Consider the following 17,262-nt stretch of genomic DNA (forward strand, 5'->3'; position numbering starts at 1 on the left):
GAGAAGCCTCTCATCCGCTTCATCGCAGTCAACTACAGGCGTATTACATGCAAGCAAAGGCTGTTAAACCCAATGCGTTGATCTACCTGCTGGTGTCCGTGGCCGTGATCGGCCTGGACCAGTGGAGCAAGGCCTGGGTGCTGTCCAGCCTGCCCGAGTTCACGCCGGTGCCGGTGATCGATGGTTTCTGGAACTGGTACCGCACCTACAACACCGGCGCGGCATTCAGCTTCCTCAGCGACGCCGGTGGCTGGCAGCTGTGGTTCTTCACGTTTCTGGCCATCGCGATCAGTGGTCTGATGGCGTTCTGGCTGTCGCGCACGCCGCGCGCCAACTGGCGCAGTGCGCTTCCGTATGCGCTGGTGATCGGTGGTGCCATCGGCAACGTCATCGACCGCCAGATTCATGGTCACGTGGTTGATTTCATCCAGTGGTATATCGGTGACCATTACTGGCCGTCGTTCAACATCGCCGATGCGGCGATCGTGGGCGGCGCCATCGGCATCGCCTTGATGGGCCTGCTTGATGGCAAGGCCGAGAAAAAAGCCGGATGATTCCGGCATCTGTTCCCGCATTAGCGACCGTCAGCGGTCGGAGTCGTTGAAGATGGACGTATTGCTCGCCAATCCCCGTGGTTTCTGTGCCGGTGTAGACCGCGCCATCGAGATCGTCAAACGCGCCATCGAAACCCTGGGCGCGCCGATCTATGTGCGCCACGAAGTGGTGCATAACCGTTTCGTGGTCGATGACCTGAAGGCACGCGGCGCCATCTTCGTTGAAGAACTCGACGAAGTGCCGGACGGCAATACCGTCATCTTCAGTGCGCATGGTGTATCGCAGGCAGTGCGCGTTGAAGCCGACCGTCGTGGCCTGAAGGTGTTTGATGCTACCTGTCCGCTGGTGACCAAGGTGCATCTGGAAGTGGCGCGCCACTGCCGTGCTGGCCGCGATGTGGTGCTGATTGGCCACGAAGGTCATCCCGAAGTGGAAGGCACGATGGGTCAGTGGAACCGCGAGAACGGCAAGGGCAACATCTACCTGGTCGAGAGCGTGGAAGACGTGGAAGCGCTGCAGGTCTCACAGCCGGAGAACTTCGCATTCACCACCCAGACCACCTTGTCGGTGGATGACACTCGTGCAGTGATTGAAGCACTGCGCAAGCATTTCCCGATGGTGCAGGGGCCGAAGAACGACGACATCTGTTATGCCACGCAGAACCGCCAGGATGCGGTGCGTGACCTTGCCACGCAGTGTGATCTGGTACTGGTGGTCGGCTCGCCGAACAGCTCCAACTCCAACCGGCTCAGCGAACTTGCACGTCGTGAGGGCGTGGAGTCGTACCTGATTGATGGGGCGGACGAGATCGATCCGCAGTGGGTGGTTGGCAAGCAGCACATCGGCCTGACCGCTGGCGCATCGGCACCGCAGGTGCTGGTGGATGGCGTGATTGCACGGCTGCGCGAGCTCGGCGCTGGCAGTGTCCGCGAAACCGGAGGCGAGCCGGAGACCATGGTGTTTGCGTTGCCCAAGGAGCTGCGTCTGCGCCTGGTGGACTGAGTTTTCGCCTGGTATCGCAGCTGATGAAGCCGGCCGTAGGGTCGGCTTCACTCGTTCAGGGCTGACCCGACGCTGCGGTGCCGGTGATGTTGAACAGGTTGCCTGCACGCTTCGAGATGAACTCGATGAAGACGCGCACGCGCAGTGCCTGTGCGGACATCGGCGGCCATACGAGGAAGATGCCGAGCGGCGCGACAGCTTCACTACGGAGCACTTCCTGAAGTCGGCCAGTGGCGATGTCCTCGCGCACCACAAAGTCCGGTAGTTGCACGATGCAGAGTCCGGCCACGGCTGCTTCTACCAACGCGTCGGCATCGTTGAGGTGGCATTCCGGGGCGGGGATCGGAGGCCTGGAGATGGTGTGGTTCTGGAACCGCCAAGGCTCCAGCCGCTGATTGCCGCGGTGGCGGTAGTGAAGGCAGCAGTGGCTGCCCAGCTCGGCGATCGAGGTTGGCGTACCGTTCTCGGAAAGATAGCCCGGCGAGGCGCAGGTGATCAGTGCATACGATCCCACGCGCCGCGCCTGCAGGCTGGAATCTTCCAGCTCGCCGGCCCACAACGCCAGATCAAAACCTTCCTCGATGATATCGGGTCGAGGAAGATCGAAACTGAGGGCAACATTGACCTCCGGGTAGATCGCATGGAAGTCGTGCAATGCGGGCACCAGGAACCTGCGGCCCAGAACGGGAGTGGCGGTGATCCGCAGGCGGCCGCGTGGCGTGCCTTGGCGCGCGTTCAACTCGCGTTCCGCCTCCTGCAGGTCCTTCAATACCTTGTCGACGTAGTGGTATAGCACCTCGCCTTCGCCGGTGAGGGCCAGCGAACGGGTAGTGCGGTTCAGCAGGCGCGTGCCCAGGCGGAACTCGAGGCGTTCCACTGCCTTTCCCACTGCCGAAGCCGATAGGCCCAATTGCCGGCCTGCGGCCGAGAAGCCACCCGTCTGCACGGCAGATGCGAACGCGATCAAGCCATTCAATGATTCCAGCGATGAGAGGACTGAGGACATTTGTTCCTGAGTGTCATGACGTGTGCAGGGATTCCACCTGCGCCGGCTGAGGTCGAGGATGGGCACCGTGGTCCCGGTGCCAGCTGTGCTTGCATCAACGTTCGCAGGTGACGGGCGGTGGCAGGAAGGACGGGTTGCGAGGAGGTGTTCGCCATGGTTACTCGGCAAAAATACGCGGGTACAGGCATGCAGGTGCATGGTGACAGTGCGCATGCAGTGGCGGTTTCGGGTCACTCGTACTACGACGTGGTCATTGTCGGCGGTGGCTCGGCCGGCGCGGTGATGGCGAGCCGGCTGAGCGAGGATCCATTCCGGCGCGTGCTGTTGATCGAAGCTGGGCCGGCTTATGCGCCGGATGCCTATCCTGATGCGGTGCGGTTGCAGCACATCATCGGTGGCGATTCCGCACATGACTGGGGCTATTCGGCCGAACCCAACATCTATGGCGCGACGATGCCGGTGCCGCGCGGCAAGGTGCTTGGTGGTTGTTCGGCGGTCAATGCGGGTGTGGCGATGCGCGCACCCGCTGGTGACTTCGAGCGTTGGACCGCGGCCGGTCTTGAGCATTGGACTGCACAGGAGGTGTTGCCGTTCTTCCAGCGCAGCGAGCGCACTGTGCATGGTGTCGACGCCTTGCATGGGCGAAGCGGGCCGTGGCCAATCCACTACCTGCAGGACGATGAAGTCTCGGACATGCAGCGCGCCTTTTTGGCATCTGCCGTACAGGCCGGATTTGAGAAGGTGACTGACTTCAACGGCGAGCAACCGTTCGGTGTTGGTCCTTACCCGATGAACAACCGGATGGGGCAGCGGCTCAATACCGGCATGACCTATCTATCCCTCGATGTGCGGATGCGTTCCAATCTGTGCATCCGCAGCCAGACCCTGGTGGACCGGGTAGCGCTTGATGGTCGCCGCGCAGTCGCGGTGGTGTTGGCCGATGGTCAGCGCATCGAAGCCGACAATATCGTCTTGAGTGCGGGTACCTATGGCACGGCAGCGGTGCTGCTGCGCTCGGGTATTGGTCCGGCGAAGGATCTGCTGGCTCTGGATATCGATGTGGTCGCCAATCTTCCAGTCGGTCAACGCCTGCAGGAGCACCCGTTCTTCTACACAACCTGGGCCGCGCGCCCGGATCGGCTCGGTTTGCCGGTGCCACCCGTGGGTGCGATTCTGTGGGCGCAGTCATCCAAGGCGGCTGCCAATGTCGGGGACTTCCACGTCTCGGCAGTGCATTACGGTGATCCGCAGGCATCGCCCACTGGCGCCATCTTCATGCTGGCCTTGGCGCTGACCCGGCCGCGCTCGCTGGGTAGGGTGACGCTGCGCTCGCGTGCTGCCGATGCGGCGCCGATCATCGCGCTCAACCTGCTGGCCGACGCGCAGGACCGGCAATTGATGGTGGAGGGCATCGAGCTGATCCGGCGCATTGCCCGGCAAGGACCACTGGCGTCGATGATCGCAGAGGAATTGGTGCCGGGCGCGCTGTCGACCTCACACGAAGCGCTGGAAGCGGCGTTGCCGATGGCCCTGGATATCTATCACCATCCCACCTCCACCGCGCCAATGGGCGGTGCCAACGATGGACATGCGGTACTCGACTACCAAGGGCGTGTGCGCGGCATTGATGGCCTGCGCGTGGCCGACGCCTCGGCGTTCCCTGATGTTCCCTGCGTGGCGACCAACCCAACGGTAATCATGCTGGCTGAGCGCATCAGCCAATGGATGCGGGATGCGGACGACTGATGTGGTGTGCCGAGCTCGTACCGCGTTTGAAGCGTACCGCGCTGGTCTGGCTGGCGGTGTATCCGGCCGTGCTGACGGTGGTGAGTGTGCTCGGTCCGTACTTCAGGCAATGGCCGCTGCCGCTGCGGGTGCTGGGGTCGACGCTGGTCATCGTGCCGATCGTGGTCAATATCAGCGCGCCATTGGTTGAGACGCTGGTATCTGCAGTGCGTCGCTATTGGCTGCGTTACAAGCAGCGGTCGACCAGTCATGAGTAATCAATGTGTGGAGGTCCCATGAGCGGTGCAACCAGGTCCCCGGCGCAACTGCGCCGCGCGGCCAACTGGATCAACGGCATTCCGCGCTTTGATGGTGTGCTCAAGGATTCGATCAACCCGGCTACCTATGAGGTGATCGGCAGCTACCCGGACAATGGCCGTGCCGCAGCGATGGCGGCGGTGTCTGCCGCAGCGCAGGCGTTCCAGCAGACCATGTGGGCGCACGACCATGAGCTGCGCGCACGGGTGCTGGAGCAGCTGGCGCAGGCGTTTGAACGCAATCGCCCGCGGCTGGCGGAGATCCTGTCGTTGGAGAACGGCAAGATCGCTGCCGAGGCCGCGTTCGAGCTGGACATGGTGCCGAGCAAGCTGCGCTATTCGGCGGCGATGGCGATGCTGGAAGCAGGCCGTGCACTGCGGCCCAAACCGGGGCGGTTGTCTATGGTCCTGCGCCAGCCAATGGGCGTGGCAGCGGTGATCGCGCCCTGGAACTCGCCGGTGGTGCTGACCATTCGATCGTTGGCGCCGGCGCTGGCGGCCGGTTGTACCGTGGTGATCAAGTTGCCGTCGCAGGTGGCGCAGACCGCCAGCACCATGGCCAGGATCATGGCCGAGGCCGAATCACTGCCGCGCGGTGTGATCAACCTGTTTTTCGAAAGCGGCCCGGAAGGTTCCAGCTACCTGGTGGATGCACCGCAGGTGCCGGTGGTCAGCTTCACCGGTTCCACCCGCACCGGCCGTGCCATCAGCAGCAGCGGCGCGAAACACCTCAAGCGTTTCGGCATGGAGCTGGGTGGCAAGACACCGATGATCCTGTTCGAGGATGCCGATCTGGCGCAGGCGCTGCCGGTGATCGAGAAAGCACTGACGGTATTCAGTGGCCAGTTCTGCATGACGGGCTCACGGCTGCTGGTACACGACCGAATCTACGACGCGGTGCGCGATGGCATGGGCGCGCGCCTGCACATGGTCAAGGTCGGGCCCGCGGCCGACCCAAGCAGCGACATGGGACCATTGATCGACCGCGCCAATGTGCAGCGGGTTGAAGCGGTGGTGCAGGAAGCAATCAGTTACGGCGCGGTGGTGGTTGAACGCGGTGGGCCCATTACCAGCGGCCCGCTGCGCAAGGGCGCGTTCTTCCGTCCGGCCTTGCTGGAAGTGTTCGACAACGCGCTGGACATCATCCAGCAGGAAACCTTTGGTCCAGTGCTCACCATTCAGCGCTTCAGCGATGAGGCGCAGGCGATTCGCCTGGCCAACGACAGCGAGTATGGATTGGCCGCCAGTGTATGGACGCGCGATGTTGATCGCGCGCTGCGCGTCGCTGAAGCGCTTGATGCGGGCTCGGTCTGGATCAACGATTGGGCGCGGGTGTTTGACGGCACGGAGGAGGGCGGTTTCAAGCAGTCAGGGCTCGGGCGGCTCAATGGATTGGCCGCCTTGGAGGATTTTCTGGAATACAAACATATCGCGCTGCGCCCAGGCTTGGGCGAGCGCTGACAAGCGCCGCATCTTCGCGAGCTGCTGTTTGCTGCCACGGTGGTGCGGTGGGAGGACACGGCGATGGCGACAGACATGTCGCAGGCGTTGTTTGCTGCCTTGCAGGCCGGGGCGAAAGTTGCGGCCGGTGGCCGGGTGAATCATGCGCGCGGCCTGCTGGTGGAAGGGCACTTCCGCGCCACTGCAACGGCACCACAGTTCTGCATGGCGGCGGTATTCGGCGGCGAGGATCTGCGCGTGTTGGCACGCTTCTCAAGTTCCGGGGCCAATCCACATATCGACCAGCGCAGCCCGGCGGGCGAACCGCGCGGTCTGGCGCTGCGGATCGGCAACAAGGCGGCGATGGTGCTGGTGGGTCATTCGCTTGAAGGCTTCCCGGCCAGTGACCCCGAAGCGTTTCTCGTCTTTTTGAACGCGTTGAACCAGCGTGAGCGCTCGCCCGCGATGCTGGCCGCACAGATGGCGGGCTGCCCGGCGGTGGCGCACTTTGAAGAAATGCGCGCAGGGGCAGTGACCAGCAGCTTCAGCGCCTTGGACTACCACATGCTGCACGCCTACCGGCTGATCGCCCCGGACGGGCACGCGCGCATCGGCCGGCTCAGCGTGCGCGCGACCAAACCCTACGTCGCCCGCACACCGCCGGACGGTCCGGATTACCTGGACAAGCGCCTGCGCGGGGAACTGTCCAAAGGCAGCGTGGTCTTCGCCCTGCTGTTCACCCCGGTGCCCGAAGGCGAGGACCCGGCCGACATCACCCGCAGCTGGGACCCGGCTGCACCATCGTTCGCGCTGGGCCATATCTGGCTGGAGCGGCTGCTGCAGCAGCAGGCCAGCCAGCGCAGAACCGTGTTCGACCCGGCGCTGCTGCCGGCGGGGATAGGCTTTGCCGGCGACCCGATGTTGCATACGCGGTTGCGCGCGTATCGGTTGGCTGCGGCGCGGCGGTTGGGAGGGTAAGGGGGGGCGTGGCGTCGGGCTTCCAGCAGTGGCCTTCCCCTTGGTGCTTGGCGCGTCGTGGCCACTCTCGGACATCGCAGGGCCACGGCAGTGGCAATCGTTCGAGGTTTGAGACGGCTCCGTGCAAAGGGCGGATTGACCGCGGCTACCCGCTTTGCCTACAATTCGCGCCTTCGCCGGAATAGCTCAGTTGGTAGAGCGGCGCATTCGTAATGCGTAGGTCGTAGGTTCGATTCCTATTTCCGGCACCAGATCAGGCCCGCCTCGTGCGGGCCTTTTCTGTGGGTGAGGCAGTGAGCTGCGGTTGAGCTGCATGGCGAGGGATCCTTGTGTCGCCTGCCTCGCTGCACTGTTGGTTATGAATTGGTGACAAGCAGTGATGTGTTCGGCTGCGCTTGAGCCATCGGCTGCTGGCCCGGCTTGCGGCACACGACGCGTAGGGCTGCCGATCATGTCGCAGGTGGGCTACTCATGAACCTGAACGAGGCGACATCTGCACAGACATGCGGCCATTCATCGCGGCAGGCGTGAATGCAACGGGTGCCTGCTTCTGGCGTTGGTGCGAATGCGAGGCGACGCAGCCATTGCGAACGGCTCGGCACTTTGCCGAATCTGCCCCTTGCCCTGCACAGGTGCGACAACGTGTCGCACAGGATTGCCCGCCTTTGCTGCGCGAAATCATTGTCAATCCCTTTCTTAAGTGGTGTGTGAAGGCCTAAAATTGCGGGGCTGAAATCTGACAACCCCCTACATGTCTCCCCGGTGGGCAATCCCCGGGCGCTTGTTTGCGTTTGCATGTATGGGCTTGCCAGGTCCGGCTCTCCCTCGCAATTGGATCGACCGATGATTCCGTTGAAAACTCTTGGACGCTTTTTGCGTCCGGGCCTCATTGTCGCTATGGCCGTCATGATGACGGGCTGCGACTGGGCCCTGTTTGACCCCAAGGGCCAGATCGCCCGGGACGAACTCACGCTGCTGATCACCTGTACGGTGCTGATGCTGCTGGTGGTCATTCCGGTGATCGTGCTGACGCTGGTGTTCGCGTGGAAGTACCGCGCATCCAACACCAAGGCCCGTTACGAGCCCAACTGGTCTCACTCCACCGCCATCGAAGTGGTGGTCTGGTCGATCCCGTGCATGATCATCCTGGTCCTGGCCGTGCTGACCTGGCGTTCTTCGCACGCGCTGGATCCGTACAAGCCGCTGGAGTCCGATACCAAGCCGGTGGTGATCGAAGCGATCTCGCTGGACTGGAAGTGGCTGTTCGTCTACCCGGAAGAGAACATCGCCGTGGTCAACGAGCTGACCTTCCCGGTTGATGCTCCGCTGAACTTCAAGATCACCGCCGATACGGTGATGAATGCGTTCTTCATTCCGCATCTGGGCAGCATGATCTACTCGATGGCCGGCATGGAGACCAAGCTGCACCTGATCGCCAACGAGGCCGGCAGCTATGAAGGCCGCTCCTCGCATTACAGCGGTGCAGGCTTCAGCAAGATGCATTTCACCGCGCATGCGGTGAGCAACGAGGAATACCAGGCCTGGTTGGCCAAGGTGCGCGGCGATGCCAAGGTCATGGACCAGAAGGCATTCGCCGAACTCACCACCGAGCAGAACCACGACTGGCACCCGGTGACCTACTACGGCAGCACCGAGAAGGGCCTGTTCGACACCATCATTGCCAAGCATGCCGGTGAGAACCACCACTTCGGCATGAAGCACGATGGCAAGAAGATGTCGCACGAAGGTGCCGGCCACGAGGCGATGCAGCCCGAAGCCATGGACCACGCTGCGATGGGCCATGACGCGATGGACCACGCCGCCATGGGCCACGAGGCTCCTGCCGCCGCTGCGCCTGCTGCCGCCACGGCTGACGGCCACGCCGGTCACACTGCCAACGAGCCCGCCGAAGCCGCACATGCCGGCCATGGCGCCTCGGGAGAATGACGATGCTTGGAAAACTCTCTCTTGATTCACTGCCGCACGATCCCATCGTGCTCACCACCCTCATCGGCGCGATGCTGGGCGGCCTGGCTGTTGTAGCCGCGGTCACCAAGTTCAAGCTGTGGGGCTATCTGTGGAAGGAGTGGTTCACCTCGGTGGACCACAAGAAGATCGGCGCGATGTACCTGATCGTGGCGTTCGTGATGCTGCTGCGCGGCTTCTCCGACGCGATCATGATGCGTGCCCAGCAGGCGGTTGCCGCTGGCGGTGCCGAAGGCTATCTGCCGCCTCACCACTACGATCAGATCTTCACCGCCCACGGCGTGATCATGATCTTCTTCGTGGCCATGCCGCTGATCACCGGTTTGATGAACCTGGTGGTGCCGCTGCAGATTGGTGCCCGCGACGTTGCCTTCCCGTTCCTGAACTCGCTGAGCTTCTGGCTGTTCGTCGCAGGCTGCGGCCTGATGATGATCTCGCTGTGGATCGGTGAATTCGCCGCGACCGGTTGGCTGGCGTTCCCGCCCTTGTCAGGCTTGGAATACAGTCCAAGCGTAGGTATGGATTACTACATCTGGGCGCTGCAGGTCTCCGGTCTGGGTACTACGCTGAGCGGTATCAACTTCTTCATCACCATCCTCAAGATGCGTAGCCCGGGCATGAAGCTGATGCACATGCCGGTGTTCAGCTGGACCGCCCTGGTCACCAACCTGCTGATCATTGCTGCCTTCCCGGTGCTGACCATCACCCTGGTGCTGCTGACCCTGGACCGTTACCTGGGTACGCACTTCTTCACCAACGATGGTGGCGGCAACGCCATGCTGTACATCAACCTGATCTGGATCTGGGGCCACCCGGAGGTCTACATCCTGGTGCTGCCGGCATTCGGTGTGTTCTCTGAAGTGATCGCCACGTTCTCGCGCAAGACCCTGTTCGGCTACAAGGGCATGGTCTACGCCACCTGTGCGATCGGTGTGCTGTCGTTCCTGGTGTGGTTGCACCACTTCTTCACCATGGGCTCGGGTGCCAACGTCAATGCCTTCTTCGGCATCACGACGATGATCATCTCGATCCCGACCGGCGTGAAGATCTTCAACTGGCTGTTCACGATGTACCGCGGCCGCGTGCACTTCACCTCGCCGGTGTTGTGGACGATCGGTTTCATGGTCACCTTCACCATCGGCGGCATGACCGGCGTGATGTTGGCGATCCCGGCCATCGACTTCGTGCTGCACAACTCGCTGTTCCTGATTGCCCACTTCCACAACGTCATCATCGGCGGCGTGGTGTTCGGCATGTTTGCCGGTATCACTTACTGGTGGCCGAAGATGTTCGGCTTCACCTTGAATGAAACCTGGGGCAAGCGCGCGTTCTGGGGCTGGTTCATCGGCTTCTACGTGGCCTTCATGCCGCTGTACGCACTGGGCTTCATGGGTGCGACGCGTCGTATGCAGAGCTACCCGAACATGGACTACCAGCCGTACTTCATCGTTGCCGCTGTCGGCGCCGCGATCATTGCCCTCGGCATCCTGTGCCAGGTGATCCAGATCGCCGTGTCCATCCGCGACCGCAAGAAGAACGCCGACCTGACCGGCGATCCGTGGGATGCCCGTACCCTGGAGTGGGAAACCGCTTCCCCGGTGCAGTTCTACAACTTCGCCACCCTGCCCAAGGGTGAGGAGCTGGACGAATTCTGGCACCGCAAGCAGCGCGGCGAAGCCTGGCAGAAGCCGGCCAAGTACAGCGACATCCACATGCCGAAGAACACCGGTACCGGTGTTGTCATCGGCGCGTTCAGCCTGGTGCTGGGTTTTGCGATGGTCTGGCACATCTGGCTGCTGGCCATCATCGGCCTGGTCGGCATGATCGCCACCTTCATCTACCGTACCTTCGACAAGGACGTGGATTACTGGGTGCCGGCTGCCGAGGTGGAACGTATCGAGAACGAGCACCGTAAGCACCTGGAAGCTCAGGGCTTGGTGAAGACCGAGGTGAAGGCATGAGCACGAACGCCCACACGATGACCCACGGTTCCGCAGCGCACGCTGCGGACCATGGCGATGACCATCACGAGCATCACGACACCAGCGAGAACACCGTCTTCGGTTTCTGGGTGTACCTGATGAGCGATCTGCTCATCTTCGCCACCCTGTTCGTGACGTATGTGGTTCTGTCCGGCGGCACCAATGGTGGCCCGTCGGCCAAGGACCTGTTCGAGCTGCCGTTCGTGGCGTGGGAAACCGCGCTGCTGCTGGTGTCCTCGCTGACCTTCGGCCTGGGCATGATCGCCATGCACCAGTCCAAGCAGGGCCTGATGTTCTTCTGGCTGGCCATCACCTGGCTGCTGGGTGCCGGCTTCATGGGCATGGAAATCTGGGAGTTCAACCACCTGATCCACAACGGCCACGGCCCGGACAAGAGTGCCTTCCTGTCGGCGTTCTTCGCCCTGGTGGGTACCCACGGTCTGCACGTGACCGCTGGTCTGCTGTGGTTGGCGGTGATGTTCGTCCAGCTCAAGCAGGATGGCCTGACCCCGCGCAACAAGACCCGCATGGCGTGCCTGAGCCTGTTCTGGCACTTCCTGGATCTGGTCTGGATTGGCGTGTTCTCTGTCGTTTATCTGTCGGGAGCGATGTAATGTCCGCACATGACAATCATGCACACGGTGCCGCTGGCGAGAGCCACGGCAGCGTCAAGTCTTACCTGATCGGCTTCGTGCTGGCAGCCGTGCTCACCATCATCCCGTTCTGGGTGGTGATGAGCGGTGGCATGTCGAGCTTCGCCACCGGCGCGGTGATCGTGGTTGCAGGCATCCTGCAGCTGCTGGTGCACCTGGTGTTCTTCCTGCACCTTGATCGTTCCTCGGCTGCCCGCTGGAACGTCAATGCCGGCATGTTCACCCTGGTGGTGATCGGCATCATCGTGCTGGGCACGCTGTGGGTCATGTGGAACATGAATCACCACATGATGCACTGAGCGGCTTGATCGCTTGATGTTGAGCAAAGGCCGCCGCAAGGCGGCCTTTGTTTTTGCTTTTTGTAGTGCCGAGCCATGCTCGGCAGAAGCCTTCCAGGCAACGCATCAGCCGCAGTTGTAGGAGCGGCGTAAGCCGCGAAGCAGATGGTCCTTCAGATCGCCGACAGCAGGCTGGTTTCGCCCAGCCCAGCTTCGCGGCTTACGCCGCTCCTACAAGCCGGATGGCATTGCCGGTGAAGCCCTGCCGAGCATGGCTCGGCACTACGCCGTTGCGCCCTCCCTTTGGCGCAGCCAAGGGGAGGGTTGGGGAGGGGTTGGCTTTTGGGGCCTTTCAGGCATTGCCAGCTTCGCGGCTTACGCCGCTCCTACAAGCTGGATGGCATTGCCGGTGAAGCCCCTGCCGAGCATGGCTCGGCACTACGCCGTTGCTCCCTCCCTTTGGCGAAGCCAAGGGGAGGGCTGGGGGAGGGGTTGGCCTTTGGGCTTTTCAGGCGTTGCCAGCTTCGCGGCTTGCGCCGCTCCTATAAACGGCGGGCTGGCTTCAGCTGTTGCGGCTTACGAAATCGGCGGCCGCCATGGGCCGGCCCAGGTGGTAGCCCTGCAATACGTCACAACCCAGTTCACGGAGGAAGTTGCGCTGCGCCTCGGTTTCCACGCCTTCGGCGACCACCTGCAGCTGCAGTGTGCGGCCCAGTGCGATGATCGAGGAGACGATGGCTGCATCCTCGCTGTTGTGTTCCAGGTCGCGGACGAAGGCACGGTCGATCTTGAGCTCCGTGGCCGGCATGCGCTTGAGGTAGAGCAGGCTGGAATAACCGGTACCGAAATCGTCGATGGCGATACGCACGCCCATCGCGGTCAGTGCCTCCAGCATCTGCAGGCTGGCTTCCACGTCCTTCATCGCGGTGCTTTCGGTCACCTCCAGGGTCAGTTGGCGCGGGTCTAGCGCATGGCGCTCAAGCGCGCCACGCACGGTTTCCACCAGCGTCGGCGAGGCGAACTGCAGCGGTGACAGGTTCACCGCCATCGACCAATCGGTGTTGCCTGCGTCATGCCAGGCACGCAGCTGGGCGCAGGCTGCATCCAGCACCCATTCGCCGATCTGGATGATCAAGCCGCTGCGCTCGGCAACGGGAATGAACACGTCGGGCGACAGCAGGCCTAGCTCCGGGTGATTCCAGCGCAGCAGCGCCTCAGCACCGTTGGCGCGGCTGCCGCCGGCCGGGAACTTGGGCTGGTAATGCAGCACCAGCTCATTGCGCGCGGTTGCGTGGCGCAGGTCCTGCAGCAGGCGCAGGCGCTGGCGGGTGCCGGCCTGCATGGTCGAGGTGAAGAACGCGTGGCCGTTCCGGCCGCTGTGCTTGACGTGATACATCGCTGCATCGGCATGCATCATCAACTCGCGCTCGTTGCTGGCGTCTTCCGGGTACAGCGCGATGCCGATGCTGGCGCTGACCAGTAGCTCGGCGTTGTCGATCAGGAAGGGCGCGCTGATGGCGGCGCTGATCTGCTCGGCCATCAGGGCTGCGTCATCGGGTGAATCAATGGCCATCACGATGACGAATTCATCCCCGCCGAGGCGGGCAAAGGTGTCCTGGCTGCGCAGCAGTGCGCTGACCTTCTTGCTGAATTGCACCAGCAGGCGGTCGCCAAGCTGGTGGCCGTAGGCATCGTTGACGTTCTTGAAGCCGTCGAGGTCGCAGAACATCAGGGCCAGGCCAAACTCGCGCCGGTTGGCTTTCTCGATGGCGCGCTCGATGCGGTCCTGCAGGAGTACCCGGTTGGGCAGTTGGGTCAGGGGGTCGTGCAATGCGGCCTGTACCAGTTTTTCATTGGCATTGGCCAGGGAATGGGCGAGCACGCCGGTGCGCAACCGCATCTGCCCGTCGAACACCGAGGCCAGCAGTGCGACCGACAAGGTAGCAATCGTGGTGACGATGACCAGCCCTGCGAGCAGGTGTATATCCAGCCCACCGTCGCTGATGGCGCCGCAGATGGCATCGACGGGGAAGCGGGCGGCGGCCATGCCGGTGTAATGCATGCCGACGATGGCGACGCCCATCACCAAGGATGCCAGTAGGCGCATCGGCATCAGGCGGGGCTGTTCATGACGCAGGCGTTGCGCGATCCACAATGCCGCCGCCGACGCGCCAATGGCGATAAGGATCGAGGCGGTGAACCAGATCGGGTCATAGTCGATGCCCGGTTGCATCTGCATCGCGGCCATGCCGATGTAGTGCATGGCTGCGATGCCCAGCCCCATCAGTACCGCGCCGGACAGCAGGCGGCCGATTGGTAGACGCTGGCGTGACACCAGCCACAGCGCGTACATCGATGCGCCAACGGACGCCGCCAGTGAGCAGGTGGTGAGGAAGAGGTCATAGCCGACCGGGATCGGCAGCTTGAAGGCCAGCATGCCGATGAAGTGCATCGACCAGATACCCAGGCCCATGGCCACAGCGCCGCCCACCAGCCAGATGCGCGCGGCTCTGCGACTTTGGCTGCTGGCGACACGCGCTGACATGTCCAGCGCGGTGTAGGAGGCGAGTATCGCCACCAGTAACGAGACGACAACGAGGCTCTGGTTGTAACTGCCAATCATTGGGGGGTTCCTGAAGCACTGATGCGGGGCGCAGCCCTGCTTACATAGCGGCGGTGGCGGCGCGGACTTTAGCTGTCGCAGCCCTTGCGACCTTGGTGGGCTATCCTGCGGCGCTGACGCAAATAGGAATTTCCATGGCCAAGACCCGCAGTGCATACGTCTGCAGCGAATGTGGCGCCGAGTACAGCAAATGGCAGGGCCAGTGCACCGAATGCGGTGTATGGAACGTGCTGAGCGAGATCGTGCTCGAGACCGCCGCGGCGGCAAAGGCGCCGGCGGCACGCCGCAGCGGTTGGGCCGGCAAGGTAGAGGCGCCCAAGATCACCGCCTTGAAGGATGTGCAGCAGACCGAGCATCTGCGGGTTTCCACCGGCATCAGCGAGTTCGACCGGGTGCTGGGTGGCGGCCTGGTGGAGGGTGCCGTGGTGCTGGTCGGCGGCGACCCCGGTATTGGCAAGTCCACCTTGCTGCTGCAGGCGGTGGCGAAGATGGCCGGTACCTTGCCGGTGCTGTACGTCACCGGTGAAGAGTCGCTGTCGCAGGTGGCCGGCCGGGCGGTGCGCCTGGACCTGCCGCTGGAGGGCATCAACGCACTCTCCGAAACAGGTGTCGAGAACATCCTGCAGCACGCAGTGAAGGCGCGGCCCAAGCTGATCGTCGCCGACTCGGTGCAGACGCTGTGGACCGAGGCGCTGACGGCCGCGCCGGGTTCGGTCAGCCAGGTGCGCGAGAGTGCGGCGCGGCTGGTCCGCTTTGCCAAGGAAACCGGTACGGCAGTGTTTCTGGTTGGCCATGTCACCAAGGAGGGCGGCATTGCCGGCCCGCGTGTGCTGGAGCACATGGTGGATGCGGTACTGTATTTCGAAGGTGAAAGCGGCAGCCGCTTCCGCATCCTGCGCGCGTTCAAGAACCGCTTCGGCGCGGTCAATGAGCTGGGCGTGTTCGCGATGGGCGAAAAGGGATTGAAGGAGGTACCCAATCCATCGGCGATCTTCCTGTCCGGCGGCAGCACCCGCCAGCCTGGCAGTTGCGTGATGGTGACCCGCGAAGGCACGCGCCCATTGCTGGTGGAAGTGCAGGCGTTGGTGGACTCTTCACCGCTGTCCAACCCGCGCCGGGTGGCGGTGGGTCTGGAGCAGAACCGCTTGGCGATGTTGCTGGCAGTGCTGCACCGTCATGGCGGCGTGCTGGTCGGCGACCAGGACGTATTCGTGAATGTGGTCGGTGGCATCCGCGTGCAGGAAACCGCCGTCGATCTGCCGGTGCTGTTGGCGGTGCTGTCCTCGCTGCAGGACCGGCCGCTGGCGGAGAAGACCATCGCCTTCGGCGAAGTGGGTTTGTCCGGCGAGATCCGCCCGGTGCCGAACGGTGAGGATCGCCTGCGCGAAGCGGCCACGCATGGCTTCAAGCGCGCGATCGTGCCCAAGGCCAACGCACCCAAGGCCGGCACGGTGAAGGGCATGGAAGTCATTGCGGTGGAGCGGCTGTCGCAGGCACTCGAAGCAGCGATGGAATAAGCGACGACTGTAGTGCCGAGCCATGCTCGGCAGAGGCTTTCCCGGCAATGCCCAGCGTAGTGCCGAGCCATGCTCGGCAGATGCCTTACCAACGATCCAGCGTGTGGGAGCGGCGTAAGCCGCGAAGCTGATGACCGACCCGATCCAAAGATGCCTGCAATTTCATTGCCGCCAGCTTCGCGGCTTACGCCGCTCCTACAAGATGGCGGTGGGCTGATGTATTGCGGGGCAGGCCCTTGCCGAGCATGGCTCGGCACTACAGTTTGGGTTTGCCAGTAATGCCCCTGCCGAGCATGGCTCGGCACTACGGGGCGCAACGCAGTGCCCATTGCCAGGAAATGGCTCAACCGCGGCCCAGCACCAGCTCGATCACGAAGCGGCTGCCGAAGAACGCCAGCAGCAGCAGCGCCATCGCGGTCAGGGTCCAGTGCACGGCCTTGCTGCCGCGCCAGCCGTAGCGGCGGCGGCCGATCAGCAAGGTGCCGAAGACGATCCACGACAGCACGCTGAGCACGGTCTTGTGCACCAGCTTCTGCTCCAGCAGGTTGTCGACGAACAGCACGCCGGTCAGCAGGGTCAGGGTCAGCAGGCAGAAGCCGACCGTGATCGTGCGGAACAGCAGGGTTTCCAGGTCGGCCAGCGGCGGCAGGGCGCGCAACCACGGGCGGAAGTCGCGGCGGCGCAGGGCCCGCTCCTGCAGCCACAGCATGATCGCCAACAGCGCGGCCACGCTCAGCGTGGCGTAGGCCAGCAGCGCGAGCCAGGCATGGGTGGCCAGGCGCCAGCCCAGCAACTTGCTCGGTTCATGGCCGTAGCCGTGGTAGGCCAGCAGCAGGATCGCTGCCATCGGGAACACCACCACGCCCAGCGCCGACATGCGTCCGCGCGCGCCAACCACGGCGGTCAATGCCGCCATGCCCAGGCCCACCAGCGACAGCGCCGCGAAGAAGTGCATGTCCGGCCCGCCAGCGGTCTTCATCGCCACCATCAGGTGGTAACCGGCGTGCAGCAGCACGGCGGCGATCGTCGGCAGCAGCCAGCTGCGTGGGGGCGGACTGCGTTCGCCGGCCAGCCCGCGTACCAGCAGGGCGGTGGACACCAGATAGAGTGCGGCGGCGATGAGAACGATTGTCATCGCTGCAGTTTCGCATACAGGCCCGTCGCTGGCGATCTGAACCGGCGGTGGCGGCGGCTGGCCGT

At 63.3% G+C, this 17,262-nt stretch carries 14 protein-coding genes and 1 tRNA gene; 12 read left to right on the forward strand and 3 right to left on the reverse strand.

The genetic code is table 11. The features are described from left to right. Positions 1-47: 47 nt before the first annotated feature. Positions 48-554, forward strand: a complete 507-nt coding sequence (gene lspA, locus AC13FW_RS14925) for a signal peptidase II (RefSeq protein WP_482985733.1) — start codon at positions 48-50, stop codon at positions 552-554. A 52-nt stretch (positions 555-606) separates the two neighbouring features. Next, entirely contained in the window at positions 607-1,557 is a 951-nt protein-coding gene (gene ispH / locus AC13FW_RS14930) for a 4-hydroxy-3-methylbut-2-enyl diphosphate reductase (protein WP_282269121.1), read from the forward strand. Between the two features lie 55 nt (positions 1,558-1,612). Here ispH and AC13FW_RS14935 read toward each other — a convergent pair whose 3' ends face one another. Then, positions 1,613-2,563 carry a LysR family transcriptional regulator gene (locus AC13FW_RS14935; protein WP_482989599.1) on the reverse strand — a complete coding sequence of 317 codons (951 nt, stop codon included), beginning with the start codon at positions 2,561-2,563 and terminating at the stop codon, positions 1,613-1,615. Positions 2,564-2,716: 153 nt separating this feature from the next. On the opposite strand from AC13FW_RS14935, the gene AC13FW_RS14940 reads away from it, so the two are divergent. The 9 genes from AC13FW_RS14940 to cyoD all read left to right on the forward strand — a co-directional run bounded on the left by AC13FW_RS14940 (position 2,717) and on the right by cyoD (position 11,943). Beyond that, on the forward strand, positions 2,717-4,309 hold the full coding sequence (locus tag AC13FW_RS14940; RefSeq protein WP_482989600.1) for a GMC family oxidoreductase: 1,593 nt from the start codon (positions 2,717-2,719) through the stop codon (positions 4,307-4,309). Then, complete coding sequence (locus AC13FW_RS14945) at positions 4,309-4,566, forward strand: hypothetical protein (protein WP_482989601.1); 258 nt, start codon at positions 4,309-4,311, stop codon at positions 4,564-4,566. Before AC13FW_RS14940 ends, AC13FW_RS14945 begins: the two co-directional genes overlap by 1 nt. Positions 4,567-4,584: 18 nt before the next feature. After that, entirely contained in the window at positions 4,585-6,066 is a 1,482-nt protein-coding gene (locus tag AC13FW_RS14950) for an aldehyde dehydrogenase family protein (protein ID WP_482989602.1), read from the forward strand. Positions 6,067-6,129: 63 nt separating this feature from the next. Then, entirely contained in the window at positions 6,130-7,023 is an 894-nt protein-coding gene (locus AC13FW_RS14955) for a catalase (RefSeq protein WP_482989603.1), read from the forward strand. 175 nt (positions 7,024-7,198) lie between these two features. Beyond that, a tRNA-Thr gene (locus tag AC13FW_RS14960) sits at positions 7,199-7,274 on the forward strand. 592 nt (positions 7,275-7,866) lie between these two features. Next, a complete protein-coding gene (gene cyoA, locus AC13FW_RS14965; RefSeq protein ID WP_296248240.1) occupies positions 7,867-8,970 on the forward strand; it encodes a ubiquinol oxidase subunit II in 1,104 nt (367 codons plus the stop codon). Positions 8,971-8,972: 2 nt separating this feature from the next. Then, positions 8,973-10,970 (forward strand): cytochrome o ubiquinol oxidase subunit I, encoded by a 1,998-nt coding sequence (gene cyoB / locus AC13FW_RS14970; protein ID WP_481549555.1) that lies wholly within the window; start codon positions 8,973-8,975, stop codon positions 10,968-10,970. Beyond that, positions 10,967-11,605 (forward strand): cytochrome o ubiquinol oxidase subunit III, encoded by a 639-nt coding sequence (gene cyoC / locus AC13FW_RS14975; protein WP_481546146.1) that lies wholly within the window; start codon positions 10,967-10,969, stop codon positions 11,603-11,605. Before cyoB ends, cyoC begins: the two co-directional genes overlap by 4 nt. After that, entirely contained in the window at positions 11,605-11,943 is a 339-nt protein-coding gene (cyoD, locus tag AC13FW_RS14980; RefSeq protein ID WP_282271076.1) for a cytochrome o ubiquinol oxidase subunit IV, read from the forward strand. The genes cyoC and cyoD overlap by 1 nt, the downstream gene beginning before the upstream one ends. Before the next feature lie 541 nt (positions 11,944-12,484). Here the strand turns inward: cyoD and AC13FW_RS14985 are convergent. Further along, complete coding sequence (locus AC13FW_RS14985) at positions 12,485-14,545, reverse strand: putative bifunctional diguanylate cyclase/phosphodiesterase (RefSeq protein WP_482989604.1); 2,061 nt, start codon at positions 14,543-14,545, stop codon at positions 12,485-12,487. A gap of 134 nt (positions 14,546-14,679) precedes the next feature. Between AC13FW_RS14985 and radA the strand changes: the two genes are divergently transcribed. Further along, positions 14,680-16,062, forward strand: coding sequence for a DNA repair protein RadA (gene radA / locus AC13FW_RS14990; protein WP_482989605.1), 1,383 nt, complete (start codon positions 14,680-14,682; stop codon positions 16,060-16,062). A gap of 343 nt (positions 16,063-16,405) precedes the next feature. Here the strand turns inward: radA and AC13FW_RS14995 are convergent, their stop codons facing one another. Beyond that, positions 16,406-17,197 carry a cytochrome C assembly family protein gene (locus tag AC13FW_RS14995; protein ID WP_282266645.1) on the reverse strand — a complete coding sequence of 264 codons (792 nt, stop codon included), beginning with the start codon at positions 17,195-17,197 and terminating at the stop codon, positions 16,406-16,408. Positions 17,198-17,262: the final 65 nt, after the last annotated feature.

Source organism: Stenotrophomonas sp. 21LCFQ19, from assembly GCF_056861425.1.

Excerpts from the sequence above, each read along its gene's own strand:
- lspA (WP_482985733.1), top strand. The coding sequence starts at position 48 with ATGCAAGCAAAGGCTGTTAAACCCAATGCGTTGATCTACCTGCTGGTG.
- ispH (WP_282269121.1), top strand. The coding sequence starts at position 607 with ATGGACGTATTGCTCGCCAATCCCCGTGGTTTCTGTGCCGGTGTAGAC.
- AC13FW_RS14935 (WP_482989599.1), bottom strand. The coding sequence starts at position 2,563 with ATGTCCTCAGTCCTCTCATCGCTGGAATCATTGAATGGCTTGATCGCG.
- AC13FW_RS14940 (WP_482989600.1), top strand. The coding sequence starts at position 2,717 with ATGGTTACTCGGCAAAAATACGCGGGTACAGGCATGCAGGTGCATGGT.
- AC13FW_RS14945 (WP_482989601.1), top strand. The coding sequence starts at position 4,309 with ATGTGGTGTGCCGAGCTCGTACCGCGTTTGAAGCGTACCGCGCTGGTC.
- AC13FW_RS14950 (WP_482989602.1), top strand. The coding sequence starts at position 4,585 with ATGAGCGGTGCAACCAGGTCCCCGGCGCAACTGCGCCGCGCGGCCAAC.
- AC13FW_RS14955 (WP_482989603.1), top strand. The coding sequence starts at position 6,130 with ATGGCGACAGACATGTCGCAGGCGTTGTTTGCTGCCTTGCAGGCCGGG.
- cyoA (WP_296248240.1), top strand. The coding sequence starts at position 7,867 with ATGATTCCGTTGAAAACTCTTGGACGCTTTTTGCGTCCGGGCCTCATT.
- cyoB (WP_481549555.1), top strand. The coding sequence starts at position 8,973 with ATGCTTGGAAAACTCTCTCTTGATTCACTGCCGCACGATCCCATCGTG.
- cyoC (WP_481546146.1), top strand. The coding sequence starts at position 10,967 with ATGAGCACGAACGCCCACACGATGACCCACGGTTCCGCAGCGCACGCT.
- cyoD (WP_282271076.1), top strand. The coding sequence starts at position 11,605 with ATGTCCGCACATGACAATCATGCACACGGTGCCGCTGGCGAGAGCCAC.
- AC13FW_RS14985 (WP_482989604.1), bottom strand. The coding sequence starts at position 14,545 with ATGATTGGCAGTTACAACCAGAGCCTCGTTGTCGTCTCGTTACTGGTG.
- radA (WP_482989605.1), top strand. The coding sequence starts at position 14,680 with ATGGCCAAGACCCGCAGTGCATACGTCTGCAGCGAATGTGGCGCCGAG.
- AC13FW_RS14995 (WP_282266645.1), bottom strand. The coding sequence starts at position 17,197 with ATGACAATCGTTCTCATCGCCGCCGCACTCTATCTGGTGTCCACCGCC.